The sequence below is a fragment of the Vibrio sp. 1F169 genome (genome assembly GCF_041439605.1).
Lineage (GTDB): Bacteria > Pseudomonadota > Gammaproteobacteria > Enterobacterales > Vibrionaceae > Vibrio > Vibrio tasmaniensis_A.
Window position 1 is genome coordinate 1 of the sequence record NZ_JBGOOI010000025.1, and the last position, 19,484, is coordinate 19,484.

The following is a 19,484-nucleotide window of genomic DNA, read 5'->3' on the forward strand; positions in this document are numbered from 1 at the left end:
AGGTTTAGGAATAGGGCTACGAGAGAGTGAATGTAGCTGATCAGATCGTAGGTTCTGGATTTAGTTCCACTGAATTACGCAACAAAGCCGGTTTAAGCATAACAACGAACAACTAGCAAGTTACGTCATTTTGCTTTCAGCCTTAGAGCCTTGCTATTTTCATGATAAGATACCCTCACCAATAAATAGCCCATGTGAACAATGTCAGAACCTTCATACCACCAACTTCTTAAGTCGACCTTCGAAAACACTCTTCTTCACCTTTACTTCAAAGTAAACGTTGCCAGTCACTTTGTTAAAGAAGAGCAACGAAACAAGATCATCATTGACTTCTTGAAGCCAAAAATCAAACAAGCTCGATATAGCTTATCAAGAAAAAGCTTAAAACGGTTTGTTTGATGAAGAATAAGTTTGGCTCAATCGAAAAACACTTAGAAAGCGTTTTATCTCAATATTCAGCGATAGAAAGTCAAAACGACGTTGATAAGCTTTATGCCTTGTTAGAACGCTTTGAGAAGAGCGGATTAGAAACAAAACTGATTGAAGAGACCCCTAAACAGGAAATGGACGTTGTTTATATCGACAGAGCACATATTGATAACTGCTTCGATAATGAAAACCGTCAGATTGCACCCATTTCGTTGTTTATACATACGAATGAATTAGACAGGTTCACTCAGTGTTTAGTCACCCAGCCTTATTTCACATTTGAATTGTGCCAAGCAAGTGAAGAGTTGAAGAACTATCACTATCAAGTTCACCCAATTAGCTAACACAACCAAATCTAAAAAGCAGGGCACTTCCAACCCATATCAAGATGTGTTTGACGCGATTTACCAAGTGGTACTACCACCCTTTTCCTTCTATCATCACAATCAAGGGAAATCTTTTGATCTTCGAGCAGTAAGCTGATCAGGTATAAACCTAACGCTGAATGATCTTGGCCATTTGTCTTCACCGCCACGGCTTCAACAATGAATTCAATTCCTGTCGACAGTGTCTCTGTATCTTTAAAAGACATAACTCCCCCTCCTATTTTACTGTATAAATATACAGCAAAATAAGGTGTGTAAATCCATATTTGCGCGAATTGAGACATTAATCGCATAAAATGGGTTATGTCGACTCAAACTCATTATTGAATTTACCAAGAGAGCTTATTTTGACTCGATAGTTACTCATTATTATTCAACTCAAGGAAAAGCTGACTCAAGTACCGCCTTCTTTTTCCCTACTTCATACTCCACCCAGTATAACGTTATAGTGGCAGATATCTGATGAACAGCATAATTACCACGATGCTCTGGCCCATTTTGCCTACTTTCGGATAAAGCAGACTTGACCCATTCAAACAAATAGACGTAACGACTGACGGTCTGGCGACACAGGTCCGCATTACGTGCCACCAAACCAATCGTGAGCTCCTGATTTTTGCGTAACAGAATCTGACATGCGCGGATAATTCGACGAGTGGTCTTCGTCCGACGAAGGTTATGGGTTCTTCTGGCCGCTCTACGCTGCCTTTCCTGTAAACTTAATCCACTATCCAATCTCATCACACCTCGCTGGCAGTCTGACCGTGCACAATATTTATCCCAGGTCCAACGAGAAACGCTTTTCACCACCGCCAACACCTCACTGCACTTCAAAGGCGGCTTATCCGCAGTCTCGGTATTTTTGTAATGAGCGAAACTCTCTACACGGCGTTTAAAGTTCGTATAACTGCCCTTTTCTCTTTCTTCGTCGACGATGTCATATGCGTATCGACGAGTGTGTTCGAATAAAGTACAGTTTCGAGAATAAGAGACATCAATATCTTGACGAAGCCATGGCCGCGTTGTCTCCAGCTCAAGAGAATCCGCTAACTCATTGAGTTCATAGACACTGCGGTGGAGTTCAGTTGTCTGCCACCAAGGATGAAAGGGCGTTTTGGCAACAGGTCCTGAATAACTTAAGTCCGCCTCAAGTCGTAAGGCTAAGGCGCGATAAATGGCTTTGAGGTACTGAATGGGTTTGGATCGGGCTTGATCGCTGGTGCAAACCGGCACAATAGCGTAAAAAAGGTGGGCTTTATTACTGGTGCGGTTTCGAACGATTAGATTAGGGGGTGGCAAGCCTTCATCTTGCCAAATATAGGGGTTGGGGACAGAGCGATGGTCATGATCGATGTCAAACACCATCCACGCCTGCATCTCTTTACGATTAACCTGCATATACGGCCATCTGACCGCGTAGTTTCGAGGTCTGATAAGCATCGCGGTTTTATTGTCACTGCACCTCGACAAATAAGGCGCTTCCTCAAGTAGCCTACTCAAACACGAAATGGATGAAGACGCAGCGTATTCAGAATGAGCCGTCATCGCCTCCCCCTTAAAGAAAAAGCAAAGCAAGAGAGATTGTCTTGAGCGTTGAGCGTCGTTACTGAGTCAGTACTCTTAACTCTCTCTAATAAGGTTCGAGAGTCGGTTAAAGTCGCTCCTTTCAAGCTTTCGGAGTCGGCACGGATGTCAATTTTTATTGCACCCCTTTTAGGATGACAACTGACTGCATCACACCACTCTTCTTTACTTTCTAAAACTAAATTGAAGACAGCTTCAAGACTGCTTTGAATGACCTTACCCTGTACGACCGCAAACACATGATGACTCATAAAGTAACCTCGGCTAAAAAACGCTCCCCTTCGGAGAAATCGATAACGCAACTCTGGAAGAGGAAAATGCGTCAAAGCCAACGTTGTCTGATTCTTTGTATTCGCTTCTCAAGGCCGAATAAACGAATTCGCAGTCGCATTTGTTCAAACACATGATTCGAACGCCTTAATTGGGTCATTAACCTCGCCTGCTCAACCCATAAGGAAGAAAGTTGACGATCGCATAACTCGCGTCGAATGATCCTGATATACCTAAGGCCTCTACGCTTATCTTCCTCCGTCAATCCATGACCAGACGTTTCTGGGCATGACTTATGGCACGGAGTAACAGACATCACTCCTCCGAATTGATCTGTGAAGCAGAAAAACCATTAGTGGCCGCCTCATCCTCTATGGCTTTATGCAGACAACCACCTTGATTCAGTTTTTCTAGGCTCCTGATGAGTTTTACCTGAACGCTGATACTGGCGTGTGCGTTATGAATAATCTTATGTTTTTGAGTCCTTGTAAGACGATGCTCTCCTGCATAATCCAACGCCATTCGAGACAATTCACCCGAATGGACCGAGTTCTCTAATACGCTTTGGACAAAGGTGTCATCCGTGCTCTCAGATGTTATATGAGCGGTGACCACGCCCAACCCAAGAAGCAAGCTGTTTACGATGGTGTGATTACCGCTTACTTTTGCGAGAGTAAGCGCGTCTACACAACTCAGAACATGAGGCTGAGCAGGATTGAGCTTATTGCGTAGAATAGTCGGGGTCATCCCTATTCCAGCAGCCAAGCTACTTATATTCTCTGAGGTTGCAAAGACACAGCACGCTTCATCAAAGGCTAATTGCTTTGTGCGATAAAATTCGCTTATCAAGTCAATGTCATTCATAACAAATACTCAATTGAAGAAAAGTGGAACAAAACGAAGCCCAACCGGGCAACGCTCTTTGGTCGAAATAAGGGAAGATAAACGCATGGGCGACTAACCCATTCTCTCCATCGTTTCACGAGTTGCCATTTCGTGTAGTGCGATCATATTGATTAATGGTGTTTCTTTAGCTTTTGCTTTCTTTTTAATAGGTAAGCGACCATCTTTAACCCAATCTATGATGGTGCGCTTTGGCATACCAGAGAATTGAGAGTATTGGTCGTACGTCATGAAAGGCGTATTTAGGACTACTTGATATGAGAGCATAGTGATATCCTGTTATGTTATTGAGTGTTTCATTTTGGACAATAGTGTCGCACCCCGCACTGTCCAGTCATCATTTGAGTGAAAATATAGCCTTCTTATGAGTGAATTACAAGAACAAATACCACCTTTTGAATACATTGGCGGCCGAGAAGTTACAGAAAGGATGAAGGAAGTCACGAAAATGAGAGACTTCAAGTCTCTTGGAGACGTACTTGGCATTTCAAAAGGGACGATATCTACGTGGCACCAGCGAGAGTTAACTCCCTTCGAAGTGATTTTGAGACTTCATTTGAAGACTGGCGCATCAATCAAATATCTGGCTTTAGGAGAAGGCGAAGCTTTCCCTGATCAAGTAGTCCAAGAGCACACGCCTAAAAAAAATGAAGCTAAGACACTTTTTGATGTCGATTACTTCACTCTGACAAATGGAAAACTTGTGGGAAATGAAACGCTAGCTTTTGATAAGAGCTACTTAGACAAACTTGGGGTTCTGAATGTAATGGGCATCGAGCACGATGGGACTACATTCATTGTCGATAAAGAAGTTCACCAAGCAGTAAGTGGCACATACTTAGTGGATATGGATGGCTTACTCTCGCTCAACGATATTCAGCGCCTACCAGGTAAGAAACTAGCGATCAGCTTTAACGGCTCGACTCTAACAGTCGAAGAAGATGAAGTAAGGGTTGTGGGTAGAGTGGCGTTAGTGATGGAGAAGAAGTGATGGGAAAATTAACTCTTACAGATAATCTGAATGCTTTAAGAAAGAGCTACTCAGAACTTGAAAAAATTACCAGATTAATCAATTTTGACGACGCTCTAGAAGACACTCCACTTGCCGAACTAAAGTCAATAATTAACATTGTTGACACCACAATGGCAAAAACACTCAAAACTGGAGTGGTTACCAACAGTGGTATATTCAATTTGTTGTCTGAATTACCAAACAAAATAACCAAAATAGTTATCTACCCCAAAGAGCTTAACCTTCCTTTCAAAAATCACTTGTCTTCACCTGATAGCGAAGTGCTAAAAGGACAGCTTTATCAATCAGCTGTATTATTTGCAGAAAACGTTGATGCTACTCTAGTCTACTCATCTACGTACGCCCTAAAAGAGGTTGTTGGACAAATATCAAGCTTAACAAAGACAAATACAGCTTATCGAACTGAAATACTTGAACTAAAAAAGTCATTGGCAGAGGTAAAAGTAGCTAACCTCGAAAAAATCGACACTATAGTAAGCGATACAAACATTGAATTATTGGAGTTAAAAAGTGCATTCAATCATCAATCTAAATCAGAGATAGAGGCCTTATTGCTGGGAATTAATGAAACAGTCGGCAAAAAAAGGGACCAGGAACACAACGAATAAAGCTAACAACTGGGCTGATATTGATGAGAAAAATCGTAATCTTGGACTTGCTGGAGAAGAGCTCGTGATTGCGCATGAAAAACAATTCCTTATAAAAAAAGGGCTGACAGACCTTGCTGAAAAGATTGTTCATGTAGCTAAAAAAACGGATTACGCAGGCTACGATGTAAAGTCATTTGACGAAAATGGTACCGAGAAGTTCATTGAAGTCAAAACAACCGAAAAAACGATAGGAACGGCTTTTTTCATATCAAGAAATGAAGTTGAAGTTTCTCGCGAACTTGGGAGTCAGTATTGGGTATACCGAGTTTACGATTTGAACAAAAAAACGGGGACGGCTAAATTCTACCCATTGAACGGGCCTATTGATAAACACTTTGAGCTCACCTCGGAAATATTTAAAGCTAAAATAAAATAAGGCCGGCCATAACTCCAACTAAAACAATTCGTCAGATATTACATTCGACGCCTTTATCTTTATAAAAAAGCTATTAAAATCAATATTTTAAATCACTTACCAAACACCGCGTTCGCTCTAATGTAAGTTTCATATCGAGGTTTCTCATCTTTCTTAACATATACATATTTGGATGAGAACCAAACACCATTTTTACCCATCTTGGTCATTTTCTTATCAAGAGAACCATTTGTATCAGCCTTAAACATAATGTAGTAAAGGCCTGGTTCATTTAATTCAACAAAAAAAGAAAGCTCTTTCTTTGCCCCTACGAAGAGGTATAGCTTCTTTAAAGCTGTTTTTTTTCCGCTTGAGTCGTGTCCATCGTATATACGAGGAATTAAAGAATCATAGAGTCTTTCTTCATCTCCATTTCGGCTTTCAACTTTGTAGACCCTAAGTGGCGAGTTTTCCCAAGACATATCGACATCGTTGGTACCCGTATTTTGTACCAAGACATTTATAATTAACCCGAGCTTATCTACCTCTTGCTGAGAGTTTTTATCAAATACAGCGTAATTAAATTGTTCAGTTTGAATTTGGATGTAACTAGAGTCAGTACCATCGATCTTGTCTTGAAGCTCTTTCAGATCTAATTTTGCTTTTTCTAGATCTCCTTGTGTTGAAACTAAATCGTTCTCTGCATTCTCCCTCATTTTCAAAGCTTCAAATGTATACATAGTCCAACCACCACCGACGACGATAGCGAGTGTTAATGCAAGATAATGAAACTTTTCAGCTCTACCAAATACAAACACTATAGGTCTGCATAAAGAGGTTAAAATAGATCTAATCCAACTCATATATGACTACAATTCCAATAAAATAATTCAAACACATTACAATGCCGAGTTATCACTATCACTAACTTCCCACCCTGCATCCTCTTCACTTTCGACAGTTGCATCGACATCATCTTGCAATGAGGGGGTAGATAAATTGACAGCTAAAGCACCTTGGAGTGATTCTACATTCATATTATTGCGATACTCTGCTAACAACAGTTGAATTTGCGGACCGTTCAAAAGTGCCAGCTCAGGAGGTACATCTTCAATAGCAACAGCTTCGGAACTCAACAAACCTACCAATAGTGTGGCATAAATGAATCGTTTAAGCCGACCACCTTCAAGCTGAATATATTGATGCCCAGGAGACATAAATAAGTGTTGGGCTTTTAGAGCGTAGTCAAAAGACTCCTCATTATCATCCATAAACTGACGCAGAGCCTGAATGTCTACTTCTTGCCCCGATGAGAGAGAGTTTTCCACATAGGATGTCATTAGCTCTACTTCGTCTAAAAAACTCGACAATTTAGTGAGCTGTCGATTCGATAGAGCTTCTGGGGAACTAATTCGAAGTGTACATCTAACTTCATCACCCTGAAAATGCACTGGATAAAGCCAATGATTTATAGCTTTAACCTGCTCATCTGAATTCAACTGCATGATAGAACCCGTGTATCTAAAGGCTTTTTCTAACTCTATTGGCATTAAACCCCGTGGTTTTGGTCTTCCCCAGGTTATATCTCGTCGTAATTCAAAACCACAATATGTAGGTATGGGTCCATCACGTTCCGTCGACAATGCTAGCTCAACGGATCCGTAATAAGCATCAGAACTGACTCTCCCGGCCATCATGTAACCATCATTTACACTAATGACTATGTCACCAATATTCATGCTAGTAAGAAAACGGCTGATCTGATTTGTCTTGTTACTTATTTGACTCGCTGACTCGCTTTGATTATTGAGGTAATTCCGAGTTGAGCCGATTACTGATGCTATGTCTTCGTCATCTAAAGTATATGAGTCTTCGAAAGTTAAACCTACCTCGTCTGCGTGGCCAAGACCAACTACGTTATTATCTTTGAAGTGATAAAAATACTTTCCGCCGTTATTACCCGCACGAATAAACCAATAGTTTATACCCTCTGGAACCTCTAAGAACTGAACCATTATCTAACAACTCCAAGTGACAAATGACAAATGCGAATAACGACGAATAATAACAGGAGCTTATGGCATACGCACCAAAATTGATATTCAACTACAAAAACTGGTAGATACATCCCCCTTTCATTTGAATTTTTGTTTGAGCTTTAGGTTATCAAACATTGTCGAGCCACACTTCAAGATATACTGTATATAAAAACATATTCAATTAAATGTTACTTATGGCTGTTAGAAACTTAAAAACTAGCTCAAAAAAACCTTGGATTTGCGAATGTTACCCGAACGGACGATCGGGGAAGCGTGTTCGTAAGAAGTTTGCGACAAAAGGCGAAGCCAAGGCCTTTGAGCTTCACACAATGAAAGAGATTGACGATAAGCCCTGGATGGGTGACAAGCCGGATCACCGAAGGCTGTCTCAACTTATTGAGCTTTGGTACTCGCACTATGGTGCAACCCTTGCTAATGGCAGTGTCATCCATAGTAAGTTTCTAAGAATGGCTAACGCGATGGGTAACCCTATAGCGACAGTTTTCAATGCAAAAACATACTCTGAATTTAGAAGTCACCGAATGAGTGGGCAAATTAGCTTTGTTGATGCGCGTTGGCAAAAAGGGGCTCCTAGTATCGCAACGCTAAATTCTGAACTCGCTCGATTTAAGGCAATGTTCGGCAAGTTAAAAGAGATTGGGGAGTGGAAAGGACCAAACCCATTGGAAGAAGTGAAGCCATTTAAAGATCACGAACGCACTATGTCTTTTCTTCATAAAGAGCACATTACTTTGTTACTTGAGCATGTGTCTAAACACAGCCGAACAGATATGCAGAAAATAGTGAAGCTATGCCTAGCCACTGGAGCTCGCTGGAATGAAGCTGCTCAGCTGAAAGGCGCTCAGTTAAGCAAATATAAGGTTACGTTCACCAATACCAAGACTAAGAAGAATCGCTCTGTACCCATCTCAGAGGAGCTTTACAACGAGATATACAAACCAACCTCAGGGAAGCTCTTTGAAGAATGCTACACACCTTTCTGCTACATATTGAAGAATAAACTGGGCATCACCCTACCCTCAGGGCAAGCCTCCCACGTTTTGCGTCATTCGTTCGCAAGTCACTTTATGATGAATGGCGGCAATATTTTAGTGCTAAGGGACATTCTAGGCCACGCAGATATCAGCATGACAATGCGCTATGCCCACTTCGCACCTGATCATCTATCTGAAGCAATTATCCATAACCCTCTTTCCAACCTGTAACCTGTCGCCACAAAATTTTTTGTTCGGCTGTCGCCACTTTGTCGCCACTTGCCAAATTTCAGGTAAAAAAAGAGCCACTTTAAAGTGGCTCAATTCTTAAAATTTTAAACAAGTGTTTTAAACGTTACTCTTTACCGAATACGTTGTTCTCTTGCTCTTGCACACGAATGAAAGTAGTACGCTTAGTTAGCTCTTTAAGCTTTGCTGCACCTACGTATGTACAAGTTGAACGTACACCACCAAGGATGTCAGAAATTGTGTTGTGAACAGAACCACGGAACGGAAGTAAAACAGTTTTACCTTCTGCAGCACGGTATTTAGCAACACCACCTGAGTGCTTATCCATAGCCGACTGTGAAGACATGCCGTATGTTCAGGGAATCGTTCGTGAAGAAAACACAACGCATCCGCTAGCGTTGCGCATGAGTTTTAGACTTAAGCCAGCAACCAGTGTGTTAATAACTGAGTACTAAAACCTGAACGACTAAAAGAGATAGGTAATATATGCACCGAAAGATTACATCTTTCAAAGACAAAATCCTTCAGAAAGCGTCCTTCGGTGCATACAATTTCAAGCGACTGACATAAGTGACTAGCGTAAGTCGCTAACATAAGAGACTAACGCAAGCGTCTCAACACAACCTGCTGGTCGAGCTCATTCTGATAGTCCGTGTAATCAAGCCCTTGATCAAATATGTACTCAGTGACAAGAGTACGAATGCATTCAACTAACGTGCTTGCTTGCCAAGGCTTTTCAAAGTAACGGTCGATACCTGCTGCATTAATCGCATTGATGGTATCGGTGTGAGTGGCCTGCCCCGTAAGAAGAATTTTCTTTGTATTCGGAAAGCGGCTGTCATGGAACACTTCAGTGAGTAACTCCACACCCGTTTTTCCCGGCATCACATGATCAGACACGATGACGGTAATGTGTTCGCCTTCTGCGTCAAGCTCATCAATGAGATCAAGCACTTCTTGTGCTGATTCACAATCTTCAATATTCAGCCAACTCGCCAGCGGCTCTAAATCTTGTACCACTGCGCTCAGTACTTCTCTCTGGTCATCGACACAGATTAAATTAAGCTTCTCCATGTTCACCCTCTACTGGTAACTTGATTCTAAATACAGTTTTAGAAGCATCACTTTTCACAATAATACTTCCGCTATAACCCGCCACAATCCGCTTAACTATTGATAAACCCAAGCCCAATCCAAACGATAAACCACCTTTTTTAGTGGTGAAGTTGGGCTGAAATACCTTTCTACGAGTCGCCTCGTCTATCTCAGGGCCGTTATTCGTAATCGTAACTAATATTCTTTTTTTACTTAATCTGGTTTGAATTTCGATTGCAGCATCGTCTGAATTCGACATTGCATCGCAAGCATTCTTTACAATGTTGACCCAAATCTGAACGAGCTCTGTTTTCGAGCCTTTAAAAGTCGGCAAATCTGCAGGGCTCAATCGCACAGAGACTCTACGTAACTCACTTTGTAACAACGATAAGGCATGGTTAATGGAGTCGTTAATATCAACCGCTTCTTCGGTGTCAATATCAACTCTGCCAAGTTGTTTAACCGATTTTACGATGCCAACGGTGTGTCTAGATGCCAAACGTAAATCATGTAAATCACAGCCCATCTGCCAAAAGCGAATCGCTTCTTCTGGGTTTTTCAGCCAATGTTTTGAAATAACGTCTGTTGCATGTGAAGCGTCAATTGGAATCGCCTTTGCAAGAGAGCGTGCAATGTTTTTGTCTAAACCATATTTTCTTTCAAATTGTCGCCCACGTGTTCGCGCTTCTGACGACGACGTTTTCTGACCATGCATTAACCCAAAATCGAAAAACTGGCTGGCTTCTGGATGCACTTCTTCAAGTAGATCCATGATGACCGTTTCAAGTCGACCAGATTTACTATTTACTACACCAATAGCGTTGTTAAGCTCATGGGCAATCCCTGCAGCCAATTGACCCAAGGTCGTCATTTGCTCAGCAGTATGTAACTTCTCTAGCGCTTTTTGTTTCGCTATCGCTTCTTGTGTTGCGCGGCGTTGACGACGCGACAACTCATTGACAATCACAGGTGTGAACTGTGCGGTAAGAGGGCCAAACTTACGTTCATCTTCTGCCGGCGTGTCTTTATCGATCCACGCTAACTCAACATCGGTTTTAGCAACAACCGTTGAAGATGCTGTCCAATTGCCTGAAAAGAAGCTGTGAACGCCTATAAAAGCCCCACTACCCGCGCTAAATACTCGCACTTGCGGTGTATTCGCTTCAGAATAAAACCCTTCCAGTTCTCCACTAAACACATAATATAAACGAGTGTTTAACGCTGATTGTTCAATAATGGGGTTACCGGCACGGCACGTCACCCGACGTTCTGTCTGATTAAAATAACGATCGATAAGTGCTTCTAGCTTTTGTTGATACACGTATCGTTATCCTATGTGACCAATTGAATGTAGCACCCATACCATAACAAAACTCAGTAGCACACCAACCACACCCAAAATAATACCGATTCTGGCCATTTGATTACTTTGCACATGACCCGTGGCATGAGCCAACGCATTCGGTGGCGTACTGATTGGCAGCGACATACCTAATGAAGCAGCAAAAGTCACAACCAGAATTAACGTTAACTCACCGCCTAGTGGCGTGAGCGAAGCCATAGACGAACCTAATGCAGCCATAATTGGCATTAACAAGTTAGCCGTTGCGGTATGAGACATAAAGTTTGCCATTACCAAACACAAGAACGCCGCTCCGAACAACACCACATATGGTGAGTAAGCATCAAACGGAATGCTGTGTACCACAAGCCTTGCTAAGCCAGTTTTATCGAGAGCTAAACCAAGCGCAATACCACCTGATACAAGCCACAGTACGTCCCAAGAAATCTTTTTCAGGTCTTCTTTATTGATGATCCCTGTGAGTGAGAACACAGCGACAGGAATCAGAGCGACGGTATAAGAGTTCATGCCATGGCTTGAGCCCATTAACCAAAGAATGATGGTCAGCGCAAAAGTGACGTATACCGCAATGGCTTTGGGCGTTTTAAGGAATTTGCCTTTGATGCTTAGCTCGATTTTCTTTTGGTCAGCTTTGTACATAAAGCCTATTAAAAACCACGCTAACGCCATCATAATAACGACAAACGGCACACCAAATGCCATCCATTCACCGAACGTAATGAGGTTATCACCAACTAAATATTTAAGTGCGATAGCGTTCGGGGGGGTACCGATCGGGGTACCAATGCCACCGATGTTAGCGGCAACAGGGATACAAAGCGCAAACGCTATACGACCGGGGTCTTTCGGGCCAAACACAGCCAGTACCGGCGTTAAAATAGAGAGCATCATTGCTGTTGTTGCCGTGTTAGACATAAACATCGAAAAGATACCAGTGATCAACATTAAGCCGAGCATCACAAACTTTGGGTCTTGTCCAAATGGCTTCAATAATACACGGGCTAAGTTTACGTCTAATCGATACTTAGTGGCGGCCATCGCTAAGAAAAAACCGCCCAAAAACAGCATGATGATTGGGCTGGCGAATGTCGCCATGATGTCGCTGTATTTTAACAGCTCACCAAAATGTTCCTGCCCATGCTCAAACCTTAAAAAGATCAGCCCTTTATCCGACAACATCAATAATTGCAGAACGATAATAACAACAGACGTCGCGTAAATCGGGATAGGCTCGAACACCCAGCACAATGCCGCTAATAAAAAGATCGCAATAACGCGTTGTTGAATAATCGTAAGGCCTTCAAATGGAAACGCTGATAGCGGCATTACGAGGATAATGAAAGGAATTAAAATAGGGATAATGTATTTAATATAGGGGCGCATAGCACAAAACTCTTCCTGAGATAACAACTACTTAGAAATTAGATTTAGAGTTCTAATTTAGTCCGACAACGAATTATCGACCTCTTATCCCTATCTCACTATCGGCTAGATCAATGATTCCGTAATCGCGATATCCCCTTTTTCGATTCTGTGCGCTACCTCTACGTTTGTATGTCATTTACTGTTGTAATTAAATTCCGAGAAACAAAAGGCAAACGTTCGCCTTTGCGTGGGAGATCCGTAATATGTGAGCCATATTTGACACCTGACTGGCTTTCAGAAGTAAAGAGCGTAGCTGCATTATCGAGTAGCTCTTTTTTTCAATTTGAGATCTGATTCGCGTGTAAGTTGTACTTCTGCGCTAACTAGACTGATAACGTTGCATAAGTTAAATGCAACGTCCTAATTAAACTCACTTTTCTAACAGACGACACTGATACTCGGCAATGTGCTTTAGCTCCGATGTATGTGCAGGGAATCGTTCGTGAAGAAAGCACAATGCATCCGCTAGCGTTATCTGGTGTAGATTCGACGTATACCCAAAAACCAATCGGTGGACATTGTCATAGAGCTCATCTGAATTACCTGAGCTTTGACACTGCGCCAAGATAGCTTGATCAATCTCATCGTCAGGATCTTCCAAGGGGCTATTGGCCTGTCGATAGAGATTAAAAAGCATTGCGTCATATTGCTCTTTCGACAGCTCTTCCTTGCAACGCATTATCCATGTAAGCGTAATTAGGTTGTGCCCAAAGAAACCAAACTGTTTTAAGCATGCTTGTAATACGCGATTAAGCTCTACGACTTCGCTTATGTCAGAGCTTTGATCGCCATCAGAACGGGTCGATGTGACAAATTCAGTGAAGCGGTTAAGGAATGCTGGAATTTGAGACGGCTCTAAACCACGGTAAACACGATTCAGCGCCAATAAGATAGTCACATTGTGGGAAAGGTATTCGCTGGTTTGAGAAGCCTGCGAAACGTAATACGAGAAGATATCTTGAAAGCCCTTATTCTCATGCCATTGCATTAAAGCGGCATACGCCGCTGGGTATACCCCGTTATCCAATATCCTTTGAATACGAAAATCCGTAAATTTGGGCGCCTTTAGCGTTGCAGAGTACTCACCTAAAACTTCAATCTCAGTTTGGTCTATCAACTCACTCGTTTTAAGCCAGACATTGTCTGATTTAGCGAAATAAGCATTCAGATAATTCGCAGCCAAATAAGCTTTTAAAGAATGAGGTTGATGGATGCTGGCACTGCTATAAAGTGCCTTTTCTAGTAGTTGCTCGCTTGTCATGTTTCCTCCGTGAAACTAAAGCATTTGCCAAGTAAACGCTAAATATAGGGGGTAATGACTATTAAGATGAACTATTGTTACCATAGTCTTTTGTTATGTGTGTTATTCGGGTCTTGCGGAATCTCGCTCCCGGTTTTCTTTATCGATATTTACTTCCAGTGTACGAAAGTGTCCCATTGCAACGGTCGTAGCGACAACTGCCGTAGCAGGAGCCCACGCTTTCTCGTTGTATACAAGATTAGATAGAACAAACAACCAATGGTTTTCTGAAAGAACCTTTAAACCAAACGAAAGACATATTTCATTGATTAAGGCTGAACTAGCAATCAAAAATATGGCAATAACTAAGAACTTCCCCAACCAATGAGCAACCCAAGTAGCGAATGTAAGGAGAAGATTCAACTTATACGGTATACTGATTAGAAGACTCATAAGTTACCTTTTGTTTCTTGGTTTTTCTAAAGCACATACAACCAAATAAGATGTGAACAACGCTGACACCTTAACTAGACCATTGTTCCATAATTACTAAACTAGCTTTAAGTAAGAGTGTCAAGCATTGTTCACCACTCTTGAATTAAAAAGTCAATCTTCTTCTGACTTTTCCTCTACAGTCTTAATACCGTCCTCTAACTGTATTCTTCTAGCTTTCTTCAAGATTGCCTTTCCTGTTTTTGTAAGGCTCCAATATTCTTCTTTGTCATTAACCGAATGCTTCTTTTTCGATGCTTCAACTAAGTCAAGAGCAATTAAGTCTGTCACAAAACCTTTAACCCTGTTGTCACCAACAGACCAACCGCCGCGGAACCAATTATTGCCGACATGCTCAAAGGAAAGCTCTTTAGCTATGTTTGCACTTGAGCTCTCGTTCACCATAGTCGGGCCTATGATCATGAAGATTTCAAGGAGAGTGTTTGAAAAACTATCCGCTTCATTCCACTTTGAGTTATTTTTACGTCTAACCCTAAACGTTCTAACATTATCATCGAGAATATGTACGATTTTTTTCTCTTCGTCAGGCTGATCAGTAGTAGTTGCAACTTCAACCTTTTTACGTAACTCTGCATTTTCTGCACTTAAACGAAGTAACTCTTGGGTGGCCTCAATTGACGGTGCTTCACTCGCTCTTATCCACCCAACTCTAGGGTTGATATTCATGTTTTTTACAAGCGAGATAGAGACCTTTCCATGTAGGTCTTCCTTAGAAGACCAAAATTGAACTAACTTAGACTTAACTTTCGTTTTAAATGCCTCAAGTTTCTTTATCTTTTTGGCCGATTTATCGACTCGATTATTAGGCCATGATGCGTCATCAGATATAATAAACCCGAGAGTTGGCACACCTAACGAACATGCAAAATCGTACTCTTTTTCGGTATAACTGATACCCATTTTTGTTTCAGAACCATATCGGTGAGCAACAAGAATTACATAATAATCTGATTGTTCAATTTGCCGAGCAATAAGTTTCCATTGATCTTCATCAGCAGCACTAAACATTTCCATTCCAACAGGAATATGTCCCATTTCGAGAACAGCCTTTATAACTTGTTCACGCTCTTCCTTTAAGTCTTCATATGTCGAACTTACAAAAACTTGATACTTTTTATCCATATTTACCTACCCTGACTGAAAAGTTAACGCTTCGCTAAACGGCAATAAACAGTTGGATTAAATTAGCGATAAACGAGAAAAATCCGACTATTTTCTGTGTTCAAGTCGATGACAGTTGGGACAAAGTAAAAGTAAATTTTCCATAGTGTCTTGCCCACCCTCAGATAAAGGTATTATATGGTGAATTTCTAGAATACTTCTTTCACTTGTACAAGCAAATCCACAAATATCACAAGTGTTATTGCTTTCATATATTTTATCTTTACGTAACTTATGATTAAGCAAGCGTTGTACTATTTTCGTCGACGATTTAGTAGTGTCACTTTCCTCTTCAGACTTCTTAACCGAGTTAACAACCTCCTCATCGGTCTCAAATAATTCTAACAACTTCGAGAGACTTATTATATGGAATGATTTTCCATCTGTCCGCTCTCTGAACTCATCAACAAGTTCAAATCTTGGGTAAAGAGGTTTTTTACCACTTTGATGCCACCAATCAGCTTTTTCATCACCTGAGACAAATATTACATGCTTTGCTTTTTCTTCAGCTAAATTTAACAACTCATGCCAAATTAATAAATCTCCAGCAGCATTTTCTTGTTTTGATTTATCTTTATAGCCAGGTGGAATATTTAATTCATTTCGACGTTTTAGATCAACTAATATTTTTTCCAAGTTTAAAGTATCGTCTTTTAAAACTCTATCAATCAAGACTTCATGATACATTTTACTAACAGGGTCATTCCACCCCCATGCTTGAACCGCTTCTAATGTTTCTCTAATTTTAACCTGATAGTCTTTAATTGCATTTTTTAAAACATTTTCTTGCTCTATAACTTCTTTATACTTTTCAAGACCACTAAGTAGAGGATGCGCACCGACGTAATTAAAACTTTGATTAGATTTTTTAGATAGTGCTTCATTAATATCAGAAAGTTTCTTAGCTCTATTATCTAAGTACTCACGTACAGCTTGTGCCGGCAAGAATAATTTATCATTATCAGCTAGATTTTTATAAACCGATTTAATTGCCTCTAAGTTTTTAACGTCAGTAGTGAAAGGTAATAGTAATACATTTGCATCAAGAACGAAAATGCATTCATCTTTAATTTCAATTATAGGTTTCAGAAAAAAACCAAATGCTTTTTCTGGCGAGGGGTATATCCCTCTTTTACTAAATTCTTTTGTCATCAGTTATCCGCTTGATTTAATATAAAAAAGAAAAAATCCGTTTTTATATCAAGAATTTTCCTTTCTGGTCATTATACAGTTATCATAATCGATTCACCTTACTCATAACAATGACTTATCGTTCATAATTTTGTGATTGAACAAGAAAATGTAGATCTTTTTCTGTCTAACAAGATCAAATGTAGAAAAGTTGAGAACTGTGCTTAGTAGTATTGTTAAAACAAGTTTACTATTGATAATAAAGACAATATTTCCACTTCCAAAAAACTACTTATTTACTCATTTATAATTAAGATAAAAACTGAAAAATATCGAAATTAACTTAGAGAAATTCATCCTATAAATTAAAACAAAGCGGGTTTTAATAACTCTCGCCCCTTCATACGTTTACGATAAATAATAAAATTAGATTTTATAAAAACAATTTGATCAATAAGCTTTTTTGTAAACCTTGAATTACATACTCTAAAAATAAATCTCCCTGACAAACTTGTCACAATTCCAAATGCTCTTCCAATCTTGATTCGCAACACATGGCATTAACGTGTTGCATATAGACTTCCTATAAAGCCGTTGGGAAGAAGGAGTTTATATTAAAATCAGGAACGAATAATGAACCAACAACGTCAACTAAGCTGGAAAATAGCAGCTATTCTAGGTACATCTTTTGGCTTTAATGCACACGCTGCAGAAATGGTCAGAGTCGATAATGATGCATTACTACAACAAAGCCTCGTCGCTCAGTCGAAGAGTGTTGCCCCACTAGAATTAGGTTTTTCTGAAGTAAAACGGGTGGTACTGCCCAATGGAACAACGAAAGTCCGCTACCAACAAACTCACTTAGGTTTACCCGTCTTTGATACCTCCGTTGTCGCCACCCTTTCCAAGAACCAACCCACTCAGGTGTTTGGCTCGATGGCACAAGGGATCAGTGGTGACTTATCCAGCATCGCACCAAAGCTGAATGAGGAACAAGCGATTGAAGCCGCTATTTCCTCTCACCGCACGTTTACTGTCGGCAAAAAGTCGATTGAAAATAAAAACGCGAAACTGATGGTGAGATTGGATGAGAACCAAGTCGCCCAAGTGGTGTATCTGGTCGATTTCTTTATCGCGGCCTCAATGCCAGAGCGCCCTTTCTACTTTATTGATGCTACGACTGGCGATGTGCTCCAAAAATGGAATGGACTAAACCACGCTAAAGCACTAGGTACTGGCCCAGGTGGCAACCTCAAAACCACTCGATATGAATATGGCAGTGACTTCCCTAGCTTTCCCATCGACAAAACAGGCACGACTTGTACGTTAGAAAATGATTCAGTTAAGACAGTCGATTTGAGGAACGGAACGTCTGGCAGCGCAGCCTACAGCTACAACTGTGCCGACGGAACTAACTACACCGATCATAAATACATCAACGGGGCTTACTCGCCTCTTAACGATGCGCACTATTTTGGTAATGTCGTATTCGATATGTACAAAGAGTGGATGAACACGTCGCCTTTAACTTTCCAGCTGACGATGCGCGTTCATTACGGTACCGATTATGAAAACGCCTTTTGGAATGGCTCATCCATGACATTTGGGGATGGCAAAAACACCTTTTACCCATTGGTCGATATCAACGTGAGTGCTCACGAGGTTAGCCACGGATTCACCGAGCAAAACTCCGGCCTTGTGTACAAAAACATGTCGGGCGGTATCAATGAAGCCTTCTCCGATATTGCGGGCGAAGCGGCTGAATACTACTTACGTGGCAGTGTGGATTGGGTGGTCGGAAGCGATATATTCAAATCGGAAGGTGGTTTGCGCTACTTTGACCAACCATCGAAAGATGGCCGCTCGATTGATCACGCCTCGCAATACTACGATGGCTTGAACGTTCACTTATCTAGCGGTGTTTATAACCGTGCCTTTTATCTTTTAGCGAACAAGTCGGGTTGGAATGTACGTAAGGGCTTTGAAATATTCACGGTTGCCAACCAGTTGTATTGGACGGCAAACAGTACCTTTGACGCAGGAGCTTGTGGCGTAGCGAAAGCCGCAGCAGACATGGGCTATGTGGTTGCCGATGTTGAAGATGCTTTTAATACCGTAGGCGTGAATGCGAGTTGTGGTTCAACGCCACCAACTGGCAATGTGCTGACGAAAGGCACACCAATTACGAACCTAAGCGGGAACCAATCTTCAGAGAGCTTCTACACGTTCACTGTTGATTCTGCATCCAGCGTGACGGTTTCAATGTCTGGTGGTTCAGGTGATGCCGATCTTTATGTGAAATCGGGAAGCAAGCCAACGACATCGAGTTACGATTGTCGCCCTTATCGCGCTGGAAACAATGAGCAGTGCAGTGTGAGCGCGCAACCGGGCGTAACCTACCATGTGTTACTGCGCGGATACTCGAACTACTCTGGCCTAACGTTACGTTTAGATTGAGTTAGAGCGAGCCTCTCAAACAAGTTGTAAATCGAGAACTAGCGGTTAACCGCGAAATAAAAACCTACTCACTTTGAGTAGGTTTTTTTATGACACACCGTAGTAGCTAATAATATTGAAAGTTATTTACTGATACGTTTATTAATTTATAAATAGCAAGGTTGCTTAGGTATTATTTTATAAAAACAGTTTAAATTGAGATCCTG

The 19,484-nt window shown here is 41.1% G+C and carries 18 protein-coding genes and 2 pseudogenes; 6 read left to right on the forward strand and 14 right to left on the reverse strand.

The features are described 5' to 3' along the window. Positions 1 to 201: 201 nt before the first annotated feature. Positions 202 to 773 (forward strand): annotated as a pseudogene (locus tag ACED53_RS11640) (DUF2913 family protein). Positions 774 to 784: 11 nt separating this feature from the next. Here the strand turns inward: ACED53_RS11640 and ACED53_RS11645 are convergent. From ACED53_RS11645 to ACED53_RS11660, 4 genes are all read right to left on the reverse strand, one after another. Next, positions 785 to 1,021 (reverse strand): hypothetical protein, encoded by a 237-nt coding sequence (locus ACED53_RS11645; RefSeq protein WP_017100246.1) that lies wholly within the window; start codon positions 1,019 to 1,021, stop codon positions 785 to 787. 172 nt (positions 1,022 to 1,193) lie between these two features. Further along, entirely contained in the window at positions 1,194 to 2,360 is a 1,167-nt protein-coding gene (locus ACED53_RS11650) for a replication initiation protein (RefSeq protein ID WP_017100247.1), read from the reverse strand. 624 nt (positions 2,361 to 2,984) lie between these two features. Then, the gene (locus tag ACED53_RS11655) at positions 2,985 to 3,533 is read right to left on the reverse strand and encodes a phage regulatory CII family protein (RefSeq protein WP_017100066.1); all 549 of its coding nucleotides are present in this window, start codon (positions 3,531 to 3,533) and stop codon (positions 2,985 to 2,987) included. Positions 3,534 to 3,626: 93 nt separating this feature from the next. Then, a complete protein-coding gene (locus tag ACED53_RS11660) occupies positions 3,627 to 3,839 on the reverse strand; it encodes a hypothetical protein (RefSeq protein ID WP_017100065.1) in 213 nt (70 codons plus the stop codon). Between the two features lie 97 nt (positions 3,840 to 3,936). Between ACED53_RS11660 and ACED53_RS11665 the strand changes: the two genes are divergently transcribed. From ACED53_RS11665 to ACED53_RS11675, 3 genes are read left to right on the forward strand one after another with little or no spacing between them, the layout of a single operon-like run. Next, positions 3,937 to 4,563 carry a phage repressor protein CI gene (locus ACED53_RS11665; RefSeq protein WP_029222900.1) on the forward strand — a complete coding sequence of 209 codons (627 nt, stop codon included), beginning with the start codon at positions 3,937 to 3,939 and terminating at the stop codon, positions 4,561 to 4,563. Continuing rightward, positions 4,563 to 5,213: a hypothetical protein gene (locus ACED53_RS11670; protein ID WP_371715259.1), complete on the forward strand. Its 651-nt coding sequence runs from the start codon at positions 4,563 to 4,565 to the stop codon at positions 5,211 to 5,213. The genes ACED53_RS11665 and ACED53_RS11670 overlap by 1 nt, the downstream gene beginning before the upstream one ends. Further along, positions 5,170 to 5,631 carry a DUF3883 domain-containing protein gene (locus ACED53_RS11675; RefSeq protein WP_371715260.1) on the forward strand — a complete coding sequence of 154 codons (462 nt, stop codon included), beginning with the start codon at positions 5,170 to 5,172 and terminating at the stop codon, positions 5,629 to 5,631. The genes ACED53_RS11670 and ACED53_RS11675 overlap by 44 nt, the downstream gene beginning before the upstream one ends. Before the next feature lie 92 nt (positions 5,632 to 5,723). Here the strand turns inward: ACED53_RS11675 and ACED53_RS11680 are convergent, their stop codons facing one another. Together ACED53_RS11680 and ACED53_RS11685 are read right to left on the reverse strand one after the other, a co-directional pair. Next, entirely contained in the window at positions 5,724 to 6,473 is a 750-nt protein-coding gene (locus tag ACED53_RS11680) for a hypothetical protein (protein WP_371715261.1), read from the reverse strand. Between the two features lie 36 nt (positions 6,474 to 6,509). After that, positions 6,510 to 7,625, reverse strand: a complete 1,116-nt coding sequence (locus tag ACED53_RS11685; RefSeq protein ID WP_371715262.1) for a hypothetical protein — start codon at positions 7,623 to 7,625, stop codon at positions 6,510 to 6,512. A 218-nt stretch (positions 7,626 to 7,843) separates the two neighbouring features. Here ACED53_RS11685 and ACED53_RS11690 point away from each other — a divergent pair, with 218 nt between their 5' ends. Next, positions 7,844 to 8,875 (forward strand): tyrosine-type recombinase/integrase, encoded by a 1,032-nt coding sequence (locus tag ACED53_RS11690; RefSeq protein WP_371715263.1) that lies wholly within the window; start codon positions 7,844 to 7,846, stop codon positions 8,873 to 8,875. Positions 8,876 to 8,999: 124 nt separating this feature from the next. On the opposite strand, the pseudogene ACED53_RS11695 reads toward ACED53_RS11690, so the two are convergent. The 8 genes and pseudogenes from ACED53_RS11695 to ACED53_RS11730 all read right to left on the reverse strand — a co-directional run. Continuing rightward, positions 9,000 to 9,245, reverse strand: a pseudogene (locus tag ACED53_RS11695) (IMP dehydrogenase); the annotation flags it as partial. Positions 9,246 to 9,493: 248 nt separating this feature from the next. Further along, positions 9,494 to 9,967, reverse strand: a complete 474-nt coding sequence (locus ACED53_RS11700; protein WP_017062404.1) for a response regulator — start codon at positions 9,965 to 9,967, stop codon at positions 9,494 to 9,496. Continuing rightward, positions 9,954 to 11,309 carry an ATP-binding protein gene (locus ACED53_RS11705; protein WP_017101997.1) on the reverse strand — a complete coding sequence of 452 codons (1,356 nt, stop codon included), beginning with the start codon at positions 11,307 to 11,309 and terminating at the stop codon, positions 9,954 to 9,956. Before ACED53_RS11705 ends, ACED53_RS11700 begins: the two co-directional genes overlap by 14 nt. Positions 11,310 to 11,315: 6 nt before the next feature. After that, positions 11,316 to 12,734, reverse strand: coding sequence for a DASS family sodium-coupled anion symporter (locus ACED53_RS11710; protein ID WP_004733551.1), 1,419 nt, complete (start codon positions 12,732 to 12,734; stop codon positions 11,316 to 11,318). 412 nt (positions 12,735 to 13,146) lie between these two features. Next, entirely contained in the window at positions 13,147 to 14,037 is an 891-nt protein-coding gene (locus ACED53_RS11715) for a hypothetical protein (RefSeq protein WP_017101998.1), read from the reverse strand. A gap of 102 nt (positions 14,038 to 14,139) precedes the next feature. Further along, positions 14,140 to 14,469 carry a hypothetical protein gene (locus tag ACED53_RS11720; RefSeq protein WP_017101999.1) on the reverse strand — a complete coding sequence of 110 codons (330 nt, stop codon included), beginning with the start codon at positions 14,467 to 14,469 and terminating at the stop codon, positions 14,140 to 14,142. A 153-nt stretch (positions 14,470 to 14,622) separates the two neighbouring features. Next, a complete protein-coding gene (locus tag ACED53_RS11725) occupies positions 14,623 to 15,651 on the reverse strand; it encodes a DUF4062 domain-containing protein (RefSeq protein ID WP_017102000.1) in 1,029 nt (342 codons plus the stop codon). Positions 15,652 to 15,738: 87 nt separating this feature from the next. Next, positions 15,739 to 16,842, reverse strand: coding sequence for a PIN domain-containing protein (locus ACED53_RS11730; protein ID WP_017102001.1), 1,104 nt, complete (start codon positions 16,840 to 16,842; stop codon positions 15,739 to 15,741). A gap of 612 nt (positions 16,843 to 17,454) precedes the next feature. Here ACED53_RS11730 and ACED53_RS11735 point away from each other — a divergent pair. Next, positions 17,455 to 19,278 carry a M4 family metallopeptidase gene (locus tag ACED53_RS11735; protein ID WP_017101687.1) on the forward strand — a complete coding sequence of 608 codons (1,824 nt, stop codon included), beginning with the start codon at positions 17,455 to 17,457 and terminating at the stop codon, positions 19,276 to 19,278. Positions 19,279 to 19,484 lie beyond the last annotated feature (206 nt).